At 72.6% G+C, this 20189-nt stretch carries 19 protein-coding genes and 1 pseudogene; 9 read left to right on the top strand and 11 right to left on the bottom strand.

Going from position 1 to position 20189, the window contains the following annotated elements; genetic code table 11:
- Positions 1-131 precede the first annotated feature (131 nt).
- A complete protein-coding gene (locus tag AB0K82_RS13165) occupies positions 132-695 on the top strand; it encodes a CGNR zinc finger domain-containing protein (protein WP_364396062.1) in 564 nt (187 codons plus the stop codon).
- Here the strand turns inward: AB0K82_RS13165 and folP are convergent.
- Complete coding sequence (folP, locus tag AB0K82_RS13160; protein WP_364396061.1) at positions 671-1732, bottom strand: dihydropteroate synthase; 1062 nt, start codon at positions 1730-1732, stop codon at positions 671-673. The two genes, AB0K82_RS13165 and folP, sit on opposite strands and share 25 nt — an antisense overlap.
- 103 nt (positions 1733-1835) lie before the next feature.
- Between folP and gmd the strand changes: the two genes are divergently transcribed.
- The 3 genes from gmd to AB0K82_RS13145 all read left to right on the top strand — a co-directional run bounded on the left by gmd (position 1836) and on the right by AB0K82_RS13145 (position 4766).
- Positions 1836-2870 (top strand): GDP-mannose 4,6-dehydratase, encoded by a 1035-nt coding sequence (gene gmd / locus AB0K82_RS13155; RefSeq protein WP_364396334.1) that lies wholly within the window; start codon positions 1836-1838, stop codon positions 2868-2870.
- 91 nt (positions 2871-2961) lie between these two features.
- A complete protein-coding gene (locus tag AB0K82_RS13150) occupies positions 2962-3231 on the top strand; it encodes a UBP-type zinc finger domain-containing protein (RefSeq protein WP_364396059.1) in 270 nt (89 codons plus the stop codon).
- Positions 3228-4766: an MFS transporter gene (locus AB0K82_RS13145; protein ID WP_364396057.1), complete on the top strand. Its 1539-nt coding sequence runs from the start codon at positions 3228-3230 to the stop codon at positions 4764-4766. Before AB0K82_RS13150 ends, AB0K82_RS13145 begins: the two co-directional genes overlap by 4 nt.
- 33 nt (positions 4767-4799) lie before the next feature.
- Here AB0K82_RS13145 and AB0K82_RS13140 read toward each other — a convergent pair whose 3' ends face one another.
- The 3 genes from AB0K82_RS13140 to AB0K82_RS13130 form a co-directional block, all read right to left on the bottom strand.
- Positions 4800-6068 carry a lipase family protein gene (locus AB0K82_RS13140; protein WP_364396056.1) on the bottom strand — a complete coding sequence of 423 codons (1269 nt, stop codon included), beginning with the start codon at positions 6066-6068 and terminating at the stop codon, positions 4800-4802.
- 149 nt (positions 6069-6217) lie between these two features.
- Positions 6218-7090 carry a LysR family transcriptional regulator gene (locus tag AB0K82_RS13135; RefSeq protein ID WP_364396054.1) on the bottom strand — a complete coding sequence of 291 codons (873 nt, stop codon included), beginning with the start codon at positions 7088-7090 and terminating at the stop codon, positions 6218-6220.
- A 133-nt stretch (positions 7091-7223) separates the two neighbouring features.
- On the bottom strand, positions 7224-8114 hold the full coding sequence (locus tag AB0K82_RS13130; protein WP_364396052.1) for an Lrp/AsnC family transcriptional regulator: 891 nt from the start codon (positions 8112-8114) through the stop codon (positions 7224-7226).
- Positions 8115-8679: 565 nt separating this feature from the next.
- Here AB0K82_RS13130 and AB0K82_RS13125 point away from each other — a divergent pair.
- The 3 genes from AB0K82_RS13125 to AB0K82_RS13115 all read left to right on the top strand — a co-directional run bounded on the left by AB0K82_RS13125 (position 8680) and on the right by AB0K82_RS13115 (position 11690).
- Positions 8680-8949, top strand: coding sequence for a hypothetical protein (locus AB0K82_RS13125; protein ID WP_364396050.1), 270 nt, complete (start codon positions 8680-8682; stop codon positions 8947-8949).
- Positions 8950-9108: 159 nt separating this feature from the next.
- The gene (locus AB0K82_RS13120; RefSeq protein WP_364396048.1) at positions 9109-10545 is read left to right on the top strand and encodes a GuaB1 family IMP dehydrogenase-related protein; all 1437 of its coding nucleotides are present in this window, start codon (positions 9109-9111) and stop codon (positions 10543-10545) included.
- Between the two features lie 101 nt (positions 10546-10646).
- Entirely contained in the window at positions 10647-11690 is a 1044-nt protein-coding gene (locus tag AB0K82_RS13115) for an enolase C-terminal domain-like protein (RefSeq protein WP_364396047.1), read from the top strand.
- 113 nt (positions 11691-11803) lie between these two features.
- Here AB0K82_RS13115 and AB0K82_RS13110 read toward each other — a convergent pair whose 3' ends face one another.
- The 4 genes from AB0K82_RS13110 to AB0K82_RS13095 all read right to left on the bottom strand — a co-directional run bounded on the left by AB0K82_RS13110 (position 11804) and on the right by AB0K82_RS13095 (position 14495).
- Positions 11804-12556 carry an amino acid ABC transporter ATP-binding protein gene (locus AB0K82_RS13110; RefSeq protein ID WP_364396045.1) on the bottom strand — a complete coding sequence of 251 codons (753 nt, stop codon included), beginning with the start codon at positions 12554-12556 and terminating at the stop codon, positions 11804-11806.
- Positions 12553-13344, bottom strand: a complete 792-nt coding sequence (locus AB0K82_RS13105) for an amino acid ABC transporter permease (RefSeq protein WP_364396043.1) — start codon at positions 13342-13344, stop codon at positions 12553-12555. Before AB0K82_RS13105 ends, AB0K82_RS13110 begins: the two co-directional genes overlap by 4 nt.
- A 46-nt stretch (positions 13345-13390) precedes the next feature.
- Complete coding sequence (locus tag AB0K82_RS13100) at positions 13391-14260, bottom strand: ABC transporter substrate-binding protein (protein ID WP_364396041.1); 870 nt, start codon at positions 14258-14260, stop codon at positions 13391-13393.
- Positions 14261-14399: 139 nt separating this feature from the next.
- Positions 14400-14495, bottom strand: a complete 96-nt coding sequence (locus tag AB0K82_RS13095) for a putative leader peptide (RefSeq protein ID WP_364396039.1) — start codon at positions 14493-14495, stop codon at positions 14400-14402.
- A gap of 154 nt (positions 14496-14649) precedes the next feature.
- Between AB0K82_RS13095 and AB0K82_RS13090 the strand changes: the two genes are divergently transcribed.
- Positions 14650-16269 (top strand): AMP-binding protein, encoded by a 1620-nt coding sequence (locus tag AB0K82_RS13090; RefSeq protein WP_364396037.1) that lies wholly within the window; start codon positions 14650-14652, stop codon positions 16267-16269.
- A gap of 166 nt (positions 16270-16435) precedes the next feature.
- On the opposite strand, the gene AB0K82_RS13085 is transcribed toward AB0K82_RS13090, so the two are convergent.
- The 3 genes and pseudogenes from AB0K82_RS13085 to clpX all read right to left on the bottom strand — a co-directional run bounded on the left by AB0K82_RS13085 (position 16436) and on the right by clpX (position 19090).
- Positions 16436-16894, bottom strand: a complete 459-nt coding sequence (locus AB0K82_RS13085; protein WP_364396035.1) for a dihydrofolate reductase — start codon at positions 16892-16894, stop codon at positions 16436-16438.
- Positions 16891-17688 carry a thymidylate synthase gene (locus AB0K82_RS13080; RefSeq protein ID WP_364396033.1) on the bottom strand — a complete coding sequence of 266 codons (798 nt, stop codon included), beginning with the start codon at positions 17686-17688 and terminating at the stop codon, positions 16891-16893. Before AB0K82_RS13080 ends, AB0K82_RS13085 begins: the two co-directional genes overlap by 4 nt.
- Positions 17689-17813: 125 nt before the next feature.
- Positions 17814-19090 (bottom strand): annotated as a pseudogene (gene clpX, locus AB0K82_RS13075) (ATP-dependent Clp protease ATP-binding subunit ClpX).
- A 117-nt stretch (positions 19091-19207) separates the two neighbouring features.
- Here clpX and AB0K82_RS13070 point away from each other — a divergent pair.
- Positions 19208-20189, top strand: a 982-nt coding sequence (locus AB0K82_RS13070) for a TetR/AcrR family transcriptional regulator (RefSeq protein WP_364396031.1), incomplete at its 3' end; no start/stop codon positions are given.

The following is a 20189-nucleotide window of genomic DNA, read 5'->3' as shown; positions in this document are numbered from 1 at the left end:
ATCTCTGCGCTCGTTCACACAGGGGTCGTGCGGGGCGTCACAATGTGAAGACGCGGACCGATAGCAACGTAAGTAGCGTAAGCTCATGCGCTACTTACACCAAGGACCGTGACGCCCGAACGGGAGTCGAAGTGCTTTTCAGCCATGACACCGAGCACGCCCTCCAGATCGTCGTCGATCTGGTCAACAGCGGGCCGCCGGCCACCACGACCGAGCAGTTGCCCGACCTGACGAGCCTTCAGCGGTTCGTCGACCTCAACCACCTGAGCGACGCCCGCGACCTGGACGCCGACGACCTCAGTGCCACCCACCGCCTCCGCGACCGGTTGCACGAGGTCTTCCGCGCGGCGGACGACAAGGAGTCGGCCATCCGGCTGATCAACGCGGTCATCGCCGAGGCGCGCATCTCCCCCCGCCTGACCGACCACGACGAGTACGACTGGCACCTGCACTTCTTCGCGCCGGGCGCGCGCCTGGCCGAACACCTCGGCGCCGAGGGCGGCATCGCCCTCGCGTACGTGATCGCCGCCGACGAGCTCGACCGCCTGCGCGTGTGCGAGGCCCCGGACTGCTCCCGCGTGCTCGTCGACCTGTCCCGGAACCGCTGCCGGCGCTACTGCGACAGCCGCACGTGCGGCAACCGCATGCACGTCGCCGCCTACCGGGCTCGTCAGCGGGAGTCCGCGCCCCGCTGATCCCCCGCCGCGGCCGCGCTCCGGACGGCGTGATCGCGGTCGAACACGGGGTCGTCCACGCCGGCCGACGCGGAACCGCCCGGCCCCGGCTGCGCGGGGCCGCCCCGGTCCGGCGCGGCGAGGTCCCGGCGCAGCGCGGCCACCGCGTCGAGCGCCCGCCGGGCGCCGGCGGCGTCGTGCACCCGGAAGACCCGGGCGCCCAGCCACGCCGAGACCCCCAGCACCGCCATCGTTCCGACGCCCCGTTTGTCGACCGGCCGGCCCAGCGTCTCCCCGATGAAGTCCTTGTTCGACACGGCCACCAGGACGGGCCAGCCGGTGGCGGTCAGCTCGCCCAGCCGACGGGTGATCTCGAGGGAGTGGCGGGTGTTCTTCCCGAAGTCGTGGGCGGGATCGATGAGGATCGCGTCGCGGCGCACCCCCAGGGCGACGGCCCGCTCGGCTTCGGCGGTGACGTACCGGACGACGTCCGCGACCACGTCGTCGTAGGCGATCCGGTGCGGCCGGGTGCGCGGGCGCAACCTCCCGGCGTGCGCGCAGACCAGCCCGATGTCGTACGCCGCCGCCACCTCGGCCAGCCGCGGATCCGGGCCGCCCCAGGTGTCGTTGAGCAGGTGGGCCCCGGCCTCCGCCACCGCCTCGCCGACCTCGGCCCGCCAGGTGTCGACGCTGACGAGAACGCCCGGATACCGCTCGCGCACCGCCGCGACCAGGTCCACGACCCGCCGGAGCTCCTCGGCGACCCCGACCTCCTCGCCGGGCCCGGCCTTGACGCCGCCGATGTCGACGATGTCGGCGCCCGCCTCGGCCGCCGCCCCGACGGCCGCCAGCGCGGCGTCGAAGGCGTATGTCGCGCCCCGGTCGAAGAAGGAGTCGGGGGTCCGGTTGACCACGGCCATCACCGCGAGACGGTCGAGCGTCCGCCCGCCGAGCCGCAGCGGAGCGGGGCCCCGGCCCGTCGTCGCCGCGCCGGCCCCCGCGGACTCGGGCTCCGGCGTCTCCGCCCGGCGGAGACGCTCCCCTCCCTCATCGCGCACCACGACATCCTACGCGCGCGGGCCGCTATCGCCATCGCCGGTGGTCCGGCTAACCTCTGGGATCACACGAAACGGGCAAAGCCCCGTGAGCTTGGAGGTTCCGCTGACCACGCGAGCGCTCATCACCGGGATCACCGGTCAGGACGGCTCGTACCTCGCCGAGCATCTGCTCGGGCAGGGTTACGAGGTGTGGGGCCTGGTCCGAGGACAGGCGAACCCGCACGTGTCCAGGCTGCGCAAGCACATCGGCGACGTGCGGCTGGTGTACGGCGACCTCCTGGACCAGGGCAGCCTGATCTCCGCCGTGGAGAAGGTCCGACCCGACGAGGTCTACAACCTCGGCGCCATCTCCTTCGTGCCGATGTCCTGGCAGCAGGCGGAGATCACCGCCGAGGTCACCGGCATGGGCGTCCTCCGCATGCTCGAGGCGATCCGGGTGGTGAGCGGCATCAGCGGCTCCCGCACGCCCGGCGGCGGCCAGATCCGCTTCTACCAGGCGTCGTCGTCGGAGATGTTCGGCCAGGTGCGCGAGACGCCGCAGAACGAGCGGACGCCGTTCCACCCGCGCAGCCCCTACGGCGTCGCCAAGACCTACGGTCACTTCATCACCCAGAACTACCGCGAGTCGTACGGGATGTTCGCGGTCAGCGGCATCCTGTTCAACCACGAGTCGCCGCGCCGGGGCGCGGAGTTCGTCACCCGGAAGATCTCCCTCGGCGTGGCGCGGATCAAGCTCGGCCTGGCCCGCGAGCTCCGGCTGGGCAATCTGGAGGCGCGGCGCGACTGGGGGTACGCCGGCGACTACGTCCAGGCGATGCGGCTGATGCTCGCCCAGGACACCCCGGAGGACTACGTCATCGGCACCGGCCGCACCCAGTCGGTGCGCGAACTCGTCGAACTGGCGTTCAGCACGGCGGGCCTGGACTGGCGGGACCACGTGGTCGCCGATCCGGGCCTGACCCGGCCGGCCGAGGTCGACCTGCTCTGCGGTGACCCGAAGAAGGCCCGCGACCAGCTCGGCTGGGAGCCGAGCGTGTCCTTCGAGGAACTCGTCGCGATGATGGTCGAGTCGGACCTGGCGCTGCTGTCGCGTTCGGACCGTCCCGAGGACGAGCCGCTCAGCTTCGACCACTGGTGACCGACCCGGTACGGACCGCCCGGTGGTGGCGAACGCGCCGGCCGTGACCGCGGTGTTCGCGTGCCCTGGCGAGCGTGCGAGTATGCGCTCTATGACGACTTCGACCTGTGCTCACGTCTCCACGTTGCCGGATCCCGCGCCGCAGGCGCGGACGCCGGAGGGTTGTGAGGACTGCCTGCGCTCCGGCGGCCGCTGGGTGCACCTGCGTCAGTGCCTGACCTGCGGACACGTCGGCTGTTGCGACTCCTCGCCCGCCAAGCACGCGACGGCGCACCACCATGAGACCTCCCACCCGATCGTGCGCTCCTTCGAGCCGGGTGAGGACTGGCGCTGGTGCTACGACGACGAAGTGATCGTTTGAACCTCCGGCTGTCGGAGGCCCGTGGCCGCTGGGTGCTGGCCGCCACGGTCCTGGGCTCCAGCCTGGCGATGCTCGACTCCACGATCGTCAACGTCGCGCTGCCGCGCATCGGCGCGGACTTCCACGCCTCCGTGGCGGGTCTGCAGTGGACGGTCAACGCCTACACCCTCGCGCTCGCCGGGCTCATCCTCCTCGGCGGGTCGCTCGGCGACCGGTACGGCCGCCGCAAGGTCTTCTCGATCGGCGTCGCGTGGTTCGCCGTCGCCTCCGCCCTGTGCGGGCTCGCGCCGAACGTCGGCGTGCTCGTCGCCGCCCGCGCCCTGCAGGGCGTCGGCGGCGCGCTGCTGGCGCCGGGCTCACTGGCGATCATCCAGGCGTCGTTCTCACAGGAGGACCGGTCGCGGGCGGTCGGGGCCTGGTCCGGTCTCGGCGGCGTCGCGGGGGCGGTCGGCCCGTTCCTCGGCGGCTGGCTCATCGCGGCGGCCGGCTGGCGCTGGGCCTTCCTGCTGAACCTCCCGCTCGCCGCCGCCGTGCTCCTCGTCGCCGCCCGGCACGTCCCGGAGAGCCGCGACGAGACCGAGCACCACGGCTTCGACGTCCTCGGCGCGGCGCTCGCGGCCCTCGCGCTCGCCGGCGTGACGTACGCCCTGACCGAGGCGCCGGAGAAGGGGGTGTCCCCGGCCGCCGTCGCCCTCGCGGCCGTCGTCGGCGTGGCGGCGGGAGCGGCGTTCGTCGTGGTCGAGCGGCGCAGGTCGGCCGGGCGCGGGCCGGACGCGATGCTGCCGCTCGGGATCTTCCGGTCCCGCCAGTTCACCGCCGTGAACGTGGTCACCTTCATCATGTACGGCGGCATGGGGGTGCAGTTCTTCCTGCTCGTCGTCGAGCTGCAGGTCGTCGCCGGGTACTCCCCGATGGCAGCGGGCACGGCGCTGCTGCCGGTGACCGTGCTGATGCTGCTGCTGTCCTCCCGGGCGGGCGCCCTCGCCCAGCGCGTCGGGCCCCGGGTCCCGATGACGGTCGGGCTGGTGCTGGCCGCCGCGGGAATGCTGCTGACCCTGCGCATCGGCCGGCACGCGTCGTACGTCACGGACGTGCTCCCCGCGGCCGTGGTCTTCGGCCTGGGCCTGTCGGCGGCGGTCGCTCCGCTGACCGCGACCGTGCTGGCGAGCGCCGACGTACGGCACGCCGGCGTGGCCAGCGGCGTCAACAACGCGGTCGCCCGCGCGGCCGGTCTCCTCGCCGTCGCGGGCGTCCCGCCCGCCGTCGGCCTCATCGGGAACGCCTACGCGGACCCGCGCGTCTTCGACCACGGATTCCACACCGCCATGACGTTCGCGGCCGCCCTCCTGGCCGCCGGCGCGGTCCTGACGCTCGTCACGGTCCGGAACGACGCCCTCCGGGCCGACCGGGCCACCGCCCGCCCCGAGTGCGACGTCAACTGCCCCGTCGGCGCGCCGCCCCTCGAACCCGGCACCCCCGCCCCCGGCACCCCGACCCCCGGGCCCACCGGCACCGCCGCCACCGAGCCCGCCTGAGCGCGGGCCGGGCGGCGGCGGGGCCGCGCCGGGTCAGCAGTTGCCGAGCGTGGGCCAGCCGGCGATCCGGTCGGCGAAGAAGCTCATCACGTCGTTGATCGCCTGGTTGTCGGCGGTCAGGTGGTCACCGGCGTAGGTGTTCCACTGCGTGGTGACGCCGGCCGAGCAGTACGCCTTGTGGGTGCCGTCCTCCGTCGCCGCCGGGATGACCTCGTCGGCCAGACCGCGGTACTGCATGACCGGGAAGCCGATCCGGTACTGCGCGCCCGACCAGGCGGGTCCGACGCCCACGCCGAGCTTCTGCGCGTCGATGAGGTCGCTCCAGGTCCCGTCGGGTCCGCTCAGCGCGTAGATCTGGTCGAGCGTGAGGGCGTCCTTCGTGTAGTTCTTGATGTTCGCGAGCGCGAACGCGGTCACCGTGCCGACCAGGCACAGGGTCTTGCCCTGCGCGACGGCGCTCCGTCCCGCGTCGTTGAGCAGTGAGTCGAACGGCATCGACGGGTAGGCGGTATGCAGGCCGAGCACGGCGGCGAGCAGGAACCCGGCGAACGGCCCGCCGTTCAGGCCCGCCGCCGTGATCTTCAGGTCGCCGGGGACGCCTCCGGCCGCGTCGCCGACGACGCGCAGCTCGGGGGCGTACGAGGAGGCGAGCTGCGCCGCCCACAGCGAGGCCTGGCCGCCCTCGGAGTAGCCCCACACGCCGACCTTCGCGTCCGCGCTCAGGCCGCCGCCGGGCACCTGGAAGGCGGTCCGCACGGCGTCGAGCAGGGCGTGGCCGGCGTTCCGGCCGACGACGTAGGTGTGCGTCTGGCCGTTCAGGTATCCGACGCCGTCGGTCGCGGCGACGGCGTAGCCGGCCTTGAGGATCGCCGCGATCTGGTCGCCCTCGTACTCGTCCTGGTAGGCCCCGGCCAGCTGCTTGGAGAAGGCGCACTGGGGGCCGAGGCCGAGCGTTCCAGGGTTGAAGCCGATGACGGGCCGGGGACCGCCGCGGGTCCAGGCGGCGGTCGGCACGGCGACGGTGCCCGAGACGGCGATCGGTGTGCCGCGGAGGTCGGTGGAGGCGTACTGCACCTTCCACGCCTTCATCGGGATGCTCCCGGGGACCTTCGGCAGCGTCACCGCCTCGCAGGCGAGGAGGGTTCCCGGAGTCGCGGACACGGCGGCGGGCGGGGTGTAGATCGCGGCGTCGGAGGCATCGCACGCGGCCGGAGCGGCGACGGCCTGCGTTTCCTCGACGGCGGTGAGCGCCGCGCCCGCCATCAGGAGGCCCACCAGCGATCCGAGCAGCCTGTACTTCATGAGTCAGCTCCCTGCGGTCGACTGGCGGGTATTACACGCCCGGCCGCGGCGGATCGTTACTCCCGTGCTCAACGAGCATCCGGCGGATGTCTTGGCTTTCTCACAAGACGAGCCGCGCTTGTGGTGCCGGGCTGCAAAAGGGGGACGGCTCAGCCGCGTGACTTGGCGAAGGCGAGGAAGTCGCGGGCGACCGGGGTGAGCGGGCGGCGGGCGTGGACCAGGCCGATGGTCGCCGTGATGGGCGGCATGAAGGAGCGCACCGTGACGCCGTCCGCGGCCTCGACCTGGTTGCGGTACCACAGGAGGGAGCCGCGGCCGGCGCGTACCGACGGCAGCCACGAGCCGCGGTCGTCGGACTCCACCGCCGCGACGGGCGCGACGCCGAGACGGGCCAGCAGCGCGTCCAGCTCGGCCCGCCGCGCGCCGCCGCGCGCGGGCAGGACCAGGCGCATGCCGTCCAGGGCGGCCACCGGCACCGGCTCGCGGATCTGCAGGGCGGGCGGGCAGATCAGCACGATCTCCCGCTGTTCGAGCGGGTGCGCGGCGAGGTCGCCCGGCACGGGCAGGTCGGTCAGGGCCAGATCGGCCCGGCCGTCCCGGATCACCGCGCCGACCGCGTCGCGGCCCTCGCAGCGGATCACCCGGACCCGTACGGCCTGCTGGTCGCGGGCGAACTCCGGGAGGAGGCGGGCGGTCAGCTCCGGCTCGAGCGTCAGGGTCGAGGCGACCCGCAGCTCCGCCGTCCGCCCGCCCGGGCGGCCGCCGGGCGGGGCGGAGGAGACCGCGGTGATGGCGTCGACGGCCCGCAGGGCGTCGCGGGCGTAGCGCACGATCTGCTCGCCGGTGTCCGTCAGCGCGACCCCGCGGCCGGCGCGCGCGAACACCTCGACGCCGAGCTCTCGCTCCAGGTCCCGGATGGCCCGCGACAGCGCGGGCTGCGCGACGAACAGGGCCTGGGCCGCCGCGGTCATCGTCCCGTGGTCGGCGGTCGCGACGACATAGCGCAGCTGCCGCAGATTCATGCCACGACGGTATGACAACGCGCCGGATTGGTCGTTGACATAGCCGGAATTGGCCTGGACATCCGGGGTTGCCGATGTTTTCTGCGGCCGGTCAGACGAACGTGTAAAAGACGGGCGGATTTGCCCTCGGCCGTCACGGCAGCTCGGCGCCGTAGACGCGCTTGACGACGTCGAGGTGCTGCCAGGTCTCCCCGACCCACACGCCGGGGACCGCCCGGACCGCCTCCAGCGTGCTCAGGAGTACGTCCCGCGAGGTCGCGTCGATCCCGCAGAGAAGGTCGTGGCGGCCGAATCCGGTCACCACGTAGTTGACGCCGGGCAGCGCCGCGATCCGCGATGCCGCCGCGCCGATGTCGGAGGAGACCCGGACGCCCAGCCCGGCGAGTTCGCCGGAGCCGAGGGCCTGGGAGTCGACGATGCCCGTCACGTGGATGATCCCGGAGCGCATCAGGCGTACGGCGCGCGCCCGCGTCGCCGCCTGCGAGAGCCCCACGACCTCGGCCAGCCTCGTGTACGGGGTGCGGCCGTCATGGGTCAGCTCCCGCAGCAGCCGCCAGTCGATCTCGTCCAGCGACACGTCGGGCAGCTCGGTGACGACCGAGTGCGCGTCCTTGACCACGGTCGTCACGCGGAACACTTCGATGCCCCGGACGCCGGGCAGCGCGCGCACCGCGTCGACCTCCTGGACGAGCGCCGCGTCGTCGCGTACGCGCAGCTCCGCGACCACGGGGTGCGCCCCCGCGGCCAGGGACGCGAACCACGCGGCGGCGCGCCGGGAGACGGCCTCGGCGACCTGTCGCGCCGGACCGTCGACGTCGATGGCCAGGTGGCCGATCGCGCCGGTCCCGACCACCGACGCGTGCACGATTCCCACCACACGCACGATCCCCGAATCGAGGAGGTGCTGTACGCGCGTGCGCACGGCCGTGCGGGACAGCCCTACACGGTCGGCGAGCGCCTGGAAGGTGGCCCTCCCATCCCGCTGCAGCTCGCGTACGAGCACGGCGTCGACCGCATCGAGCACGGGGTTCCTCCTGGGGATGTATGGTCCTGCAGTTGTTTGCATGATCATTTCATTAGTGACGTGTTCGTCGCGAAAACGAAGCGTTGTTCGTGTTTGTTCGCTGAAGGACCACGAATGTGTCGGTGAGGCGCGTGGTCGGTGCCGAATTCGGCGCGTGGCACGATCCGACGGCATGGCAACGTCCGGGATCATCTCGCCAGTACTCGCGTACCAGTTCCGCCGGTATTCGCGCGACGCTCGTCACACGCGCGCCGGGCGAGTGCGCTCGGCGACGCCCGGTCTCGTCATGTGCAGGGGGCGATGGAAGCGTCCACTCGTTCGCCACGGCCCGGGGCGGCGCGGCACGCAGGACTCTGAACTGCATCGATGCCTCTCAGCGGGGGGTGCAGGCCCGCGCACCCGGCCACCGGCCCGGGGACGGCGCCGGATCCGCAAAGTGCGGTGGGACAGCTCAGACGTCAAGTGTTCCATGGGTAAATGACGGATGGTCAATGCCTCTGGCAGGAAAGTTTCCGGCCGGGAACGCCGTGGAAGCCGGACGGACGGGCCACACCCATCCATTGCGTTGGAGATCTCCGGCCGAACCGCTGGTCGTCCTGGTCACCGGCTGTGGATCGGTCGGATCGGGCGGCGCGGTCCGGCCGCCGGCCGTACGGGCGACGACCCCGTCCGGGACGGCCGCGTCCGCGCCGCGCCGGAGATCCCCGCGCCGGAGACCCCCGCGCTGAAGACCCATGCCGCGCCGGAGACCCATGCCGCGCCGGAGATCATCCGTGGCCCCCGCGCCCGGAAACCGCGTCTCGTCAAGGTGTCCGAGCTCCTCGGCACCCACTGACCGGCCGAGCTCCTCGGCGCTCACCGACCGGCCGGGCTCCGCAGCACTCATTGAAACTCCTCATTACCCATTGAACCGGGCACTGCCGGGTATCCCCGACAATGGACGGCGGCCTCCCTCGTGCCGATGATCCCCGAGCTCCGGACGGTGTAGAAGAACGTGCGCCTGCTGAATGGTGAGCGACCGGCCCATGACCTGACCTACAACGACGTCTTCATGGTCCCCCGGCGCTCGGACGTCGGGTCCCGCCTCGACGTCGACCTGTCGACCGCGGACGGCAGCGGTACGACGATCCCCATCGTCGTCGCGAACATGACGGCGGTCTCCGGCCGACGCATGGCCGAGACGATCGCCCGGCGCGGCGGCCTGGCGGTCATCCCCCAGGACATCCCCCTCGACGTGGTCGCCGACGTGGTCCGCTGGGTGAAGACCCGCCACCTCATCGTCGACACCGCCATCAAGCTCGGTCCCGGCGACACGATCGGCGCCGCCCTCGGCCTGCTGCACAAGCGGGCGCACGGCGCGGTCGTGGTGGTCGAGGACGACCGCCCGGTCGGTGTCGTCACCGAGGGCGACTGCATGGGCGTCGACCGGTTCACCCAGCTCCGCGAGGTGATGTCGCGCGACGTCCTCACGCTCCCCGACGACATCGACCCGCAGAAGGCGTTCGACACGCTGCACGCCCGCGGCTACCGGCTCGCCCCGGTCGTCGACGGGCAGGGCCTGCTCGTGGGCGTGCTCACCCGAACCGGCGCGCTGCGCGCCACGCTCTACCAGCCCGCCGTCGACGCGGACGACCGGCTGCGCGTCGCCGTCGCCCTCGGTGTCAACGGCGACATCGAGGAGAAGGCCGGCGCGCTGCTCGACGCCGGCGCGGACCTGCTGGTCATCGACACGGCGCACGGGCACCAGGAGAAGATGCTCGGCGCGCTGCGGCGCGTCCGCGCGCTCGGCCCGCGGGTCCCGATCGTGGCCGGCAACGTCGTGACCGCCGAGGGCGTCCGCGACCTCGTCGAGGCGGGCGCCGACATCGTGAAGGTCGGCGTCGGCCCCGGCGCGATGTGCACCACGCGGATGATGACGGGCGTGGGACGCCCGCAGTTCTCCGCGGTCCTGGAGTGCGCCGCCGAGGCGCGCCGGCTCGGCCGGCACATCTGGGCCGACGGCGGCGTGCGCCATCCCCGCGACGTGGCCCTCGCGCTCGCCGCGGGCGCCGCGAACGTCATGATCGGCTCGTGGTTCGCCGGGACGTACGAGTCCCCCGGCGACGTCCAGCGCGCCGCCGACGGACGGCTCTACAAGGAGAGCTTCGGCATGGCCTCCGCCCGCGCCGTCCGGCTCCGCACCACCGACGACTCCCCCTTCGAACGCGCCCGCAAGGCGCTGTTCGAGGAGGGCATCTCGACGTCGCGGATGTACATCGACCCGCAGTCCCCCGGCGTCGAGGACCTGCTCGACTCGATCATCGCGGGCCTGCGCAGCGCCTGCACCTACGCGGGCGCCCGGACGCTGGAGGACCTCCACGAGTACGCCGTGGTCGGCGTGCAGAGCTCCTCGGGCTACGCGGAGGGCAAGCCGCTCCACGCCAGTTGGTGACCCACCGATCCCTTGTACGCGGCCCGGGCATCGGCCTCCGGCGTCGGGGCATGCCCGTGATGGGTGGATCATAGAGGTGATGTCTAGGCGAGGACGGTGACATGCCCCGCATCGAGGGGTTCGAGGCCTACCGCATGACGATGCCTCACGGCCGGCGGCCGGAGAGCATCATCGTGCGGGTGTGCGACCAGGACGGCGCCACCGGCTGGGGCGAGGTCGCGGGGTCCGACGCCTGCTGGGCCGACATCGAGGAGCGCGTCGGTCCGGCGCTCCTCGGCCTCGACTGGGACCTGCCGGAGGAGGTCGTGGGCGTCGGCGGCCTCGGCGGCCACGCGGCCGCCTCCGCCATCGACATCGCCTGCTGGGACCTGTGGTGCCGCCGGCAGGGCACCCCGCTGGCGCACGCCCTCGGCGGTACCCGCACCTCGATCGTGGCCGGTGCCCGGCTGACCGCCGAACCGATGCTGGACGTGCTGCTGACCCGCGTGAACCGGCTGGTCAGCGCCGGCTACGCCCGCGTCACGCTGGCCGTGCAGCCCGGCTGGGACATCGAGCCCGTCCGCGCCGTGCGCCAGGCGTTCCCCGCGCTGGCCCTCCAGGCCGACGCCGGGGAGTCCTACACCGAGGACGCGGCGCACCTGGCCGCCCTGGGGGCGCTGGACGCGTACGGGCTCCTCGCGATCGAGCGGCCGTTCGCCGGCGCCGAGCTGGCCGCCCACGCCCACCTGCAGCGCGTGATCGAGACGCCCGTGTGCCTGGACCCCGCCGACCTGGACACGGTCGACGCGGCGATCGCACTGGGCGCGGGCCGGATGCTCGGCCTGCGGATCTCACGCCTCGGCGGCCTCACCGCCGCGCGCGGCGCCCACGACCGCGCCCTGGCGTCCGGCTGGGACGCCTGGTGCGGCGGCGCGGCGGGCTTCGGCATCGGTCAGGCGGCGGCCGTCGCGCTGGCCGCGCTGCCCGGCTGCGACCTGCCCAGCGACGTCAGCGAGACCCCGTCCCAGACCGCAGTCGTCTCCCCGCCGGTCCGCGCCCACGGCGGCGTCGTCGCCGTCCCCCTCACCCAGCCGGGCCTCGGCCACGACATCGACCACGACCTGGTCACCCGCCTCTCCCGCCGAACCCTCCGTATCCCCGCCTGACCCCCGAAGCCGTCCACGTTCGCGTCCGCGTTCGCGTTCGCGTCCGCGGTGATCATTGGCGATCGCTGCTGCTACAGCGCAGCGATCGCCAGAGGAACCCGCTGAAACCGGCGTCAGAGGACGTCGCTGAGGAACTGGCGGAGTCTCGGGCTGTCCGGGGACTCGAAGATCTTGTCCGGGGGGCCCGTCTCCACCGCGACGCCCTGGTCGAGGAAGGCGACGACGTCGGAGGCCTCGCGGGCGAAGCCCATCTCGTGCGTGACGACGACCATCGTCATGCCCTGTCGCGACAGGTCGGCCATCAGGCTCAGGACGCCCTTGACCAGCTCGGGGTCGAGGGCCGAGGTCGCCTCGTCGAACAGCATCACCTGCGGTCGCATGGCCAGCGCGCGGGCGATCGCCACCCGCTGTTGCTGGCCGCCGGACAGGTGGCCCGGCCGGGAGCCGGCCTTGTCGGCGAGCCCGACGAGCTCCAGTTGGTCGCGGGCGACCTGCTCGGCCTCGTCGGCGGACAGCTTGCGGATCCGGCGCAGCGGGAGCATGAGGTTGCGCAGGACGTTCATGTGCGGGAACAGGTTGAACTGCTGGAAGACCATGCCGACCTGCTGCCGCAGCCGGTCCGGGTCGCGGTCGAGCACGCTGGTGCCGTCGAGGAGGATGTCGCCCCTGTCGGGTTCGATCAGCCGGTTGATCGTCCGCAGGAAGGTCGACTTCCCCGAGCCCGAGGGGCCGATGACGCAGACGGTCTCGCCCTTGCCGACGTCGAGGTCGACGCCGCGCAGCACCCGGTTGCTCCCGAAGGCCAGGTGGATGTCGCGGGTGGCGAGACTGACTGAGGCGAACGTCTCCTGCTGCTCTTCGGTCACTTTGCGCCCTCACTCGTCGCGGGAAGCGGGGTCTCGCCGGCCATCAGAAGCGTCTCGGCGGCGTCCGGCGGCCCGGTCCTCGTACGGCGACCCTGGCGGAGCCGGTGGTCGACGAAGTTCACGAAGTGGGTCAGCGGCACCGTGAGCACCAGATAGACGATGCCGGCCAGCAGCAGCGCCGACTCGTTGCCGGTGTTCGCGGCGGCGTCCTGCCCGATCCGGAACAGCTCGCGCTGGCCGGCCGCCAGCCCGAGGAAGTAGACCAGGCTCGAGTCCTTGATCAGCGCGATCAGCTGGTTGACCCAGGCGGGCAGCACCCGCCGGATGCCCTGCGGGATGATCACGAGCAGCAGGGCCGCCGAGTGGGAGAACCCCAGCGCGCGGGCCCCCTCTGCCTGGCCGGGGTCGACGCTCTGGATCCCGGACCGGAAGATCTCCCCGATGTAGGCGGTCGCGATGAGCGACAGGGCGAGGATGCCCAGCGGGTACGGGTTGGGCCCCCAGATCTTCATCCCGAGCTGCGACAGGCCCACGCCGATCAGCAGGATGGTGACCACGGCGGGCAGGCCGCGGAAGATGTCGGTGTAGACGCGCGCGGGCCACCGGAGCCAGCGGTGCCGGGAGATGCCGGCCATGGCCAGCAGCATCCCGAGGACCGTGCCGATCAGCGCCGAGATGGCCGAGAGGATCAGCGTGTTCGGCAGGCCCGTCTTGAGCATGTCGGGCAGCGCCTGCCGCATGGACTGCCAGTTGAAGAAGGTGTCCCACAACGTGCTCAGCTGGTCCATCGGCCCTCTCTCATCGGCCCGCGCGCGTCAGTGTTCGGTCGGCCGGTCAGGACGACGGCGACGCGGCGGGCGCGCCCGACGCCTGGACCGGCGGGAAGGTCACCGTGCCGCTGCCCGGCTTGAACTCCTGGGGCACCTGACGGCCGGGGTAGTACTCCTCCTGCAGCTTGGTCCAGGTGCCGTCCTTGATGACCTCGTCGAGACCCTTGTTGAGCGCCTCGAGCAGCTTCGGGTTGTCCTTGGCGACCGCGAACGCCATCGGCGTCGACCCGAGCTGCTTCGCGGCGGCCACGACCTTGCCGCCGCTGTCCTTGGCGGTCTTCTCGCCGATCTCGGCCGGAGCGATCCAGGCGTCGGCGGTCTTGCTCTTCAGCTGGTTGAGCGCGCCGTTGTAGTCGGGCACCCGGACCGGGTTGAGGCCCTGCTTGGTGGCGTAGTCGTCCTGGACCGTTCCCTGGACGACGACCACGCGCTTGCCCTTGAGCTGGTCGAAGCCCGTGATGGGCGAGCCGGCCGGCACGTCGAGGCCGAAGTAGCCGAAGTCGTAGCCGTTGGTGAAGGCGACGGTCTTCTTGCGGGCCTCGGTGATGGTGATCGAGGAGCTGCCGACGTCGTACTTGTGCGTGGCGACCTGCGACAGCAGGGCCGAGAAGTCGGTGCCGGCGAACTGCACCTTCAGCCCGATCTTGGCGGCGACCGCGGTCAGCAGGTCGTTGTCGTAGCCGGTGAACTTGCCGTTCTTCAGGAAGACGTTCGGCGGCGCGTCGGTCAGCGTGGCCGTGCGCAGGACGCCCGGCTGGATCAGCTTGTACGGGTTGTCGGCGGACGCCTTCGAGCCGCCTCCCCCGCACGCCGCCAGGGCGCTGGCGGCGACGACGGCGACGGCGGTGGTTGCGAGGGCTCGCAACGGACGCATGGGGGTTCTCCTCTTGGGGGTGTTATGCGCGTGTGTGCCCGCGTCGTTGGGTGCCGCGACGCGGAAGCGGCGGAAGGACGTCGGCAGGACGGCCCGACGATCGGCTCGGGTCTGGTCCCGAACCTGCGAAGGCGCCCGGTCAGCGCGTGACGGGGCGGCCGAAGCACGGCCGACAGCTCATCGACGTGACGCGGAGCAGGTCGATGTGCCTGCGCGTCACGAGGAAGCTGTTCATGCGGTTAATCCTGCCGATTCGACCGGGATAGCGTCAAATCGACGATTCGCCACGCATCGCCCCGCCGACCTGCGGCACCGCCGGAAACGGGACTCTCGGGCGCGATCGAGATCACTCTTGTGGTTCCGAGCAATCGCTTGGTACACAGGTCGGGATGGACACGTTCGCGCGTTTACTGCTCGACCGGGCCTGCGACGACCGCCCCGGACTGCTGTTCGAGGACGAGCGGCACACGTGGGCCGACGTCGTACGGCAGAGCCGCCGCCGCGCCGCGCTCGCCCACGCCCTGCTCGGAGGAGCCCGGCCGCCGCACATCGGCGTGCTGCTGGACAACGTCCCGGAGTACCTGTTCTGGCTCGGCGGGGCGGCCCTGGCCGGCGCGGTCGCCGTCGGCGTCAACCCGACCCGGCGAGGGGCGGAGCTCGCCCACGACGTCCGGCACACCGACTGCCGGTTCATCGTCACCGACACCGCCCACGCTCCGCTGCTCGACGGCCTGGACACCGGTGTGCCACCGGAGCGGGTGCTGCTCGTCGACGACCCCGCCCACGCGGAGCTGCTCGCCGCGGCGGGGCCCGCGCCGGCGGTCGAGCCCGGCGCCCGTGATCCCCTCCTCCTGCTGTTCACCTCCGGATCGACCGGCGCGCCGAAGGCGGTCGTGTGCGGTCAGGGCCGGCTCGCCGCGATCGGCCGGCAGGCCCCGGCCTTCGGCATCACGGCCGGCTCGGTGACGTACGCCGCCATGCCCATGTTCCACGGCAACACCCTCATGGCGAACATCGTGCTGGCGACCGCCGCCGGCGCGGCCATCGCGCTGCGCCGCAGGTTCTCGGCGTCCGGATTCCTGCCCGACGTGCGCCGGTTCGGGGTCACCTACTTCAACTACGTCGGCCGCGCGCTCGCGTACGTCCTGGCCACTCCGGAGCGCGACGACGACGCCGACAACCCGCTGCGGGTCGCGTTCGGCACCGAGGCGTCCGCCCGGGACATGGCGCGGTTCGCCGAGCGGTTCGGCTGCCGGCTGGTCGAGTCGTACGGTTCGAGCGAGGGCGCGATCTCCATCCGGAAGACCCCCGACAGCCCGCCGGACGCGCTCGGCCGGCCGTCCGCCGGCGCGGACGTCGCCGTCGCGGACCCGGTGACCGGCGAGGAGTGTCCCCGCGCGCGCTTCGGCCCGGACGGCCGACTGTGCAATCCCGACGAGGCGATCGGCGAGATCGTCGGCCGGGGCGTCACCTTCGAGGGCTACTACCGGAATCCCGCCGCCGAGGCCGAGCGGCTGCGCGGCGGCGTGTTCTGGAGCGGCGACCTCGGTTACCGCGACGCCGACGGGTTCTTCTACTTCGCGGGCCGGGCCGGCGACCGGCTCCGCGTGGACGGCGAGAACTTCGCGGCCGCTCCGGTGGAGCGGATCCTGTCCCGCTGGCCGTCCGTGGTGATGTGCGCGGTCTACCCGGTGCCCGATCCTCGTACGGGGGACCAGGTGATGGCGGCTCTGGAGCTGGACGTCCCGTTCGCGCCGGAGGCGTTCGCGAGGTTCCTGGCGGAGCAGCCGGACCTCGGCACGAAGTGGGCGCCGAGGTTCGTCCGGATCGTCCCGTCGATGCCGCTCACCGCCACCAACAAGGTCGACAAGCGGCCGCTGCGCCGGGAGGCGTGGCGGGCCGGCGAGGTCTGGTGGCGGCCCGGCCGGGACCTGCGGTACGAACCGCTGACCGGCGACGCCCGGCGGTCCCTCGACGAACAGGCCGCCGCCCACGGCCGCCGGCTCTGACCGACACCCGGCCGCGCGCAGACCGCTGAAGCGACTGTTGATCTTGAAAGCCGACGACCGGGGCGCACAGCGGGACCGCGTTGGCCGAGGCAGGGATCCATCGTCGAGGCCGCGGCTGTGGTTCCCGCCCGGACGGTCCGGCGGCGACCGCCGCCTGTCGCCGGCCTCAGCTCCAGGTCAGGAACCGGTAGTGCAGCCCGGTCGACGACTCTTGCCACGCCCCGACGGAGTCCGGCGGGCGCCCCACGTCGGGCGCGTGGATGTCACCGTCGAAGGACTCCCGGATCTCGGTGACCACGATCCGGTCCGCGAACGGCAACGCCGCCCGGTACACCGCCGCGCCGCCGATCATCCACACGTCCCCCGACACCGCGGCGAGCGCCTGTGGCAGGTCGGGGAACGTGTCCACGCCCTCCTGCGGCGTGCGCGACAGCACGAGATTGCGCCTGCCCGGCAGCGGCCGGAACCGCGGTGGCAGCGACTCCCAGGTGCGGCGGCCCATGAGCACGGCCGCGCCCGCCGTCAGGGAGCGGAAGTGCTTCATGTCCTCCGGCAGGTGCCACGGCAGCGTGCCGTCGCGGCCGATGACGCCGTTCGCCGACTGCGCCCAGACGAGCCCGATCACACCGCCACCGGCGCCTTGATGCCGGGGTGCGGGTCGTAGCCGTCGAGCGTGATGTGCTCGTAGGTGTAGTCGAACAGGCTGTCCGCCGGCTTCAGGCTCAGCGTGGGGAACGGCCGCGCCTCGCGCGTGAGCTGCGTGCGGACCTGGTCCTCGTGGTTGTCGTAGATGTGACAGTCGCCGCCGGTCCAGACGAAGTCACCGACGCCGAGGCCCACCTGCTCGGCGATCATGTGCGTCAGCAGCGCGTAGCTCGCGATGTTGAACGGCACACCGAGGAACAGGTCCGCGCTGCGCTGGTACAGCTGGCAGGAGAGCCGGCCGTCGGCGACGTAGAACTGGAAGAACGCGTGGCACGGCGGCAGCGCCATCCGCGGGATGTCGGCGACGTTCCACGCGGAGACGATGATCCGCCGAGAGTCGGGGTTCTCGCGCAGCGTGCGCAGCACCTCGCTGATCTGGTCGACGTGCCCGCCGTCCGGGGTCGGCCACGACCGCCACTGCACGCCGTAGACCGGGCCGAGATCACCGTCCGGCGCCGCCCACTCGTCCCAGATCGTCACGCCGTTCTCGCGCAGCCACGTGACGTTCGCGTCGCCGCGCAGGAACCACAGCAGCTCGTACGCGATCGAGCGGAAATGGACCTTCTTCGTCGTGATCAGCGGGAAGCCGTCGGCCAGCCGGTAGCGCAGCTGGTGGCCGAAGATCGACCGCGTGCCCGTTCCGGTGCGGTCCTCTTTGCGGGCACCCGTGTCGAGCACGTGGCGGAGCAGGTCTTCGTACTGCGTGTCCGGCATGCCCACGAGCCTAGACGAGACGCCTTTCGCCCGCCTCCTGGCATCCCCCCGACTTGCGCATCACTCGTCCGGGCGAAGCGACGCCCACCGGAAGGCGCCCCGTCGCCCGGCACGCCGGCGGACGGCTACGCCGACTTCTCCAGGCGCTCGGCCCCGTCGTACGGGTGCTCGCGCGGCACCAGCGTGGGGTTGACGTTCCGCAGGACCGTCTCGCGGGTGACCACGACCTTGGCGACGTCGTCCCGGCCCGGCACCTCGTACATGACGTTGAGCAGGACCTCCTCGCAGATCGCGCGCAGGGCCCGGGCGCCGGTGCGGCGCAGCAGGGCCTGGTCGGCGATCGCGTCGACGGCGTCGTCGGTGAACTCCAGCTCGACGCCGTCCATCGCGAACAGCTCGCGGTACTGCCGGAGCAGGGCGTTGCGCGGCTCGGTGAGGATGCGGACGAGCGCCGCGCGGTCCAGCGGCTCGACGGTCGACAGCACCGGGAGCCGGCCGACGAACTCCGGGATCAGCCCGAACTCCCGCAGGTCCTGCGGCATCACCCGGGCGGACGACTCCTCCCGGTCCTCGGCGCCGAACGCGGCGCCGAACCCGGCCGCCCGGTGGCCGGCCCGCCGCTCGATGATCCGCTCCAGGTCGGCGAACGCGCCACCGCAGATGAACAGCACGTCGGTCGTGTCGATCTGGACGAACTCCTGGTGAGGATGCTTGCGGCCGCCCTCCGGCGGAACGCTCGCGACCGTGCCCTCGAGGATCTTCAGCAGCGCCTGCTGGACTCCCTCCCCGGAGACGTCCCGCGTGATGGACGGGTTGTCGGCCTTGCGGGCGAGCTTGTCGATCTCGTCGATGTAGACGATCCCGGTCTCGGCCCGCCGGACGTCGTGGTCGGCGGCCCGCAACAGCGCGACCAGGATGTTCTCGACGTCCTCTCCGACGTAGCCGGCCTCGGTCAGCGAGGTCGCGTCGGCGATCGCGAACGGCACGTCGAGGATCCGGGCCAGGGTCTGGGCCAGGTGCGTCTTGCCGGAGCCGGTCGGCCCGATCAGGAGGACGTTGGACTTGCCGACCTCGACGGCGTCCCGCCGGTCCGTCCGGCGGTCGGGCCGCGCCCGCAGGCGCTTGTAGTGGTTGTACACGGCCACCGCGAGGATCTTCTTCGCCTCGTCCTGACCGACGACGTACCGATCGAGGAAGGCGTGGATCTCACGGGGCTTCGGCGGCGCGCCCGCGGCGGCGGCCGGACCGTCCTCGTCGTCCTCGACGAGCTCGTGCAGACCGCCACGCACTCGTCGCAGATGTGGACGCCCACCGGGCCCGCGATCAGCCTCCGCGCCCGCCGCTGGCTCTTGCCGCAGAACGTGCAGGTCAGCGGGTCGCCGTCGGCGTCGGTACGGGTCATCGAGAACGTCTCCTCACGGGGCCGCGCGTGCCGGATGACCAGACCATATGATCTCATCATCCGGGAGCGACGGTATCTTCTACCGCCACGTACGGCAATCCGGCGATCGGGGGGACGATGATCCGGCTCACCAGGGCGGAGGCCCAGGAGCGCAACCGCGCCCGCGTACTGGCCGCCGCCCGGGAGGAGTTCGCCGAGTGCGGATACCGCGACGCCAAGGTCGACCACATCGCCGAACGCGCGGGCCTGACGCGCGGCGCCGTCTACTCCAACTTCCCCGGCAAGCGGGCCCTGTACTTCTCGGTCCTGGCCGAGGACGCCGAGCGGGCGGCTCCGGCACCCGCTCCGGCGACGGCCGGCACGCCACGGGAGGCGCTCGCGGCGTTCGCCCGCGCCTGGGTCGACCGGCTGCCCCTCGTCACCGACGAGGAGGACGGCCGGCGGATCGGCCGGGAGGTGCTGCCGGAGATCCTCGCCGATGACACGGCCCGGGAGCCGTTCGCCCAGTTGATGAAGCTGGACGCCATCCTGCTCGGGCTGGCCCTGGAGCGGCTGCGCCCGCCCGGCACGCCGCCCGTCCGCCTCGTCCGCGTCGCGGAGGCCGCGCTCACGATCCTGCACGGCGCGAGCCAGATGAGCGCCGCCGCGCCCGGCCTGCTCGAGCCCTTCGACCTCGTGACCGTCTGCGCGAGCCTGGCCGACCTCGACCTGGGGGGTGGGTGGCCGCCCGTGCCGCCGGTCCCGCCCGCCAGGCCCGCCGACGACCCGTGGGACCCGCCCGACGCCGTCGACGCGGTGCGGGGGGCGCCCGTCCGGCCGGTCGGCGACGGCGTCGTGGCGATCCTCGGCCTGCGCCGCCTCGAGGCCGCGGAGGAGGCCGTCCGGGCCGCTCCGCCCGGCACCGGGGTCACCGCCGCCGTCGTCACCGGCGACCCCGGTGAGCTGGCGCCGCTGGCCAGGCTCGCCGTCGCCGACCTGTCCGACTGCCTCCGCCGGGCGTTCCCGCCGTCGGCGTGGCCCGGGCATGGTGCGGACCTCGCGGGCGGCGGTCCTTCGACGGGTGGTGGGTTGGGCACCACACCTCCGCACACCGGGAACC

It is taken from the genome of Actinoallomurus sp. NPDC052274 (assembly GCF_040679475.1).
GTDB classification, from domain to species: Bacteria; Actinomycetota; Actinomycetes; order Streptosporangiales; family Streptosporangiaceae; genus Actinoallomurus; species Actinoallomurus liliacearum.
This window is presented reverse-complemented; position numbering and strand designations above follow the sequence as displayed.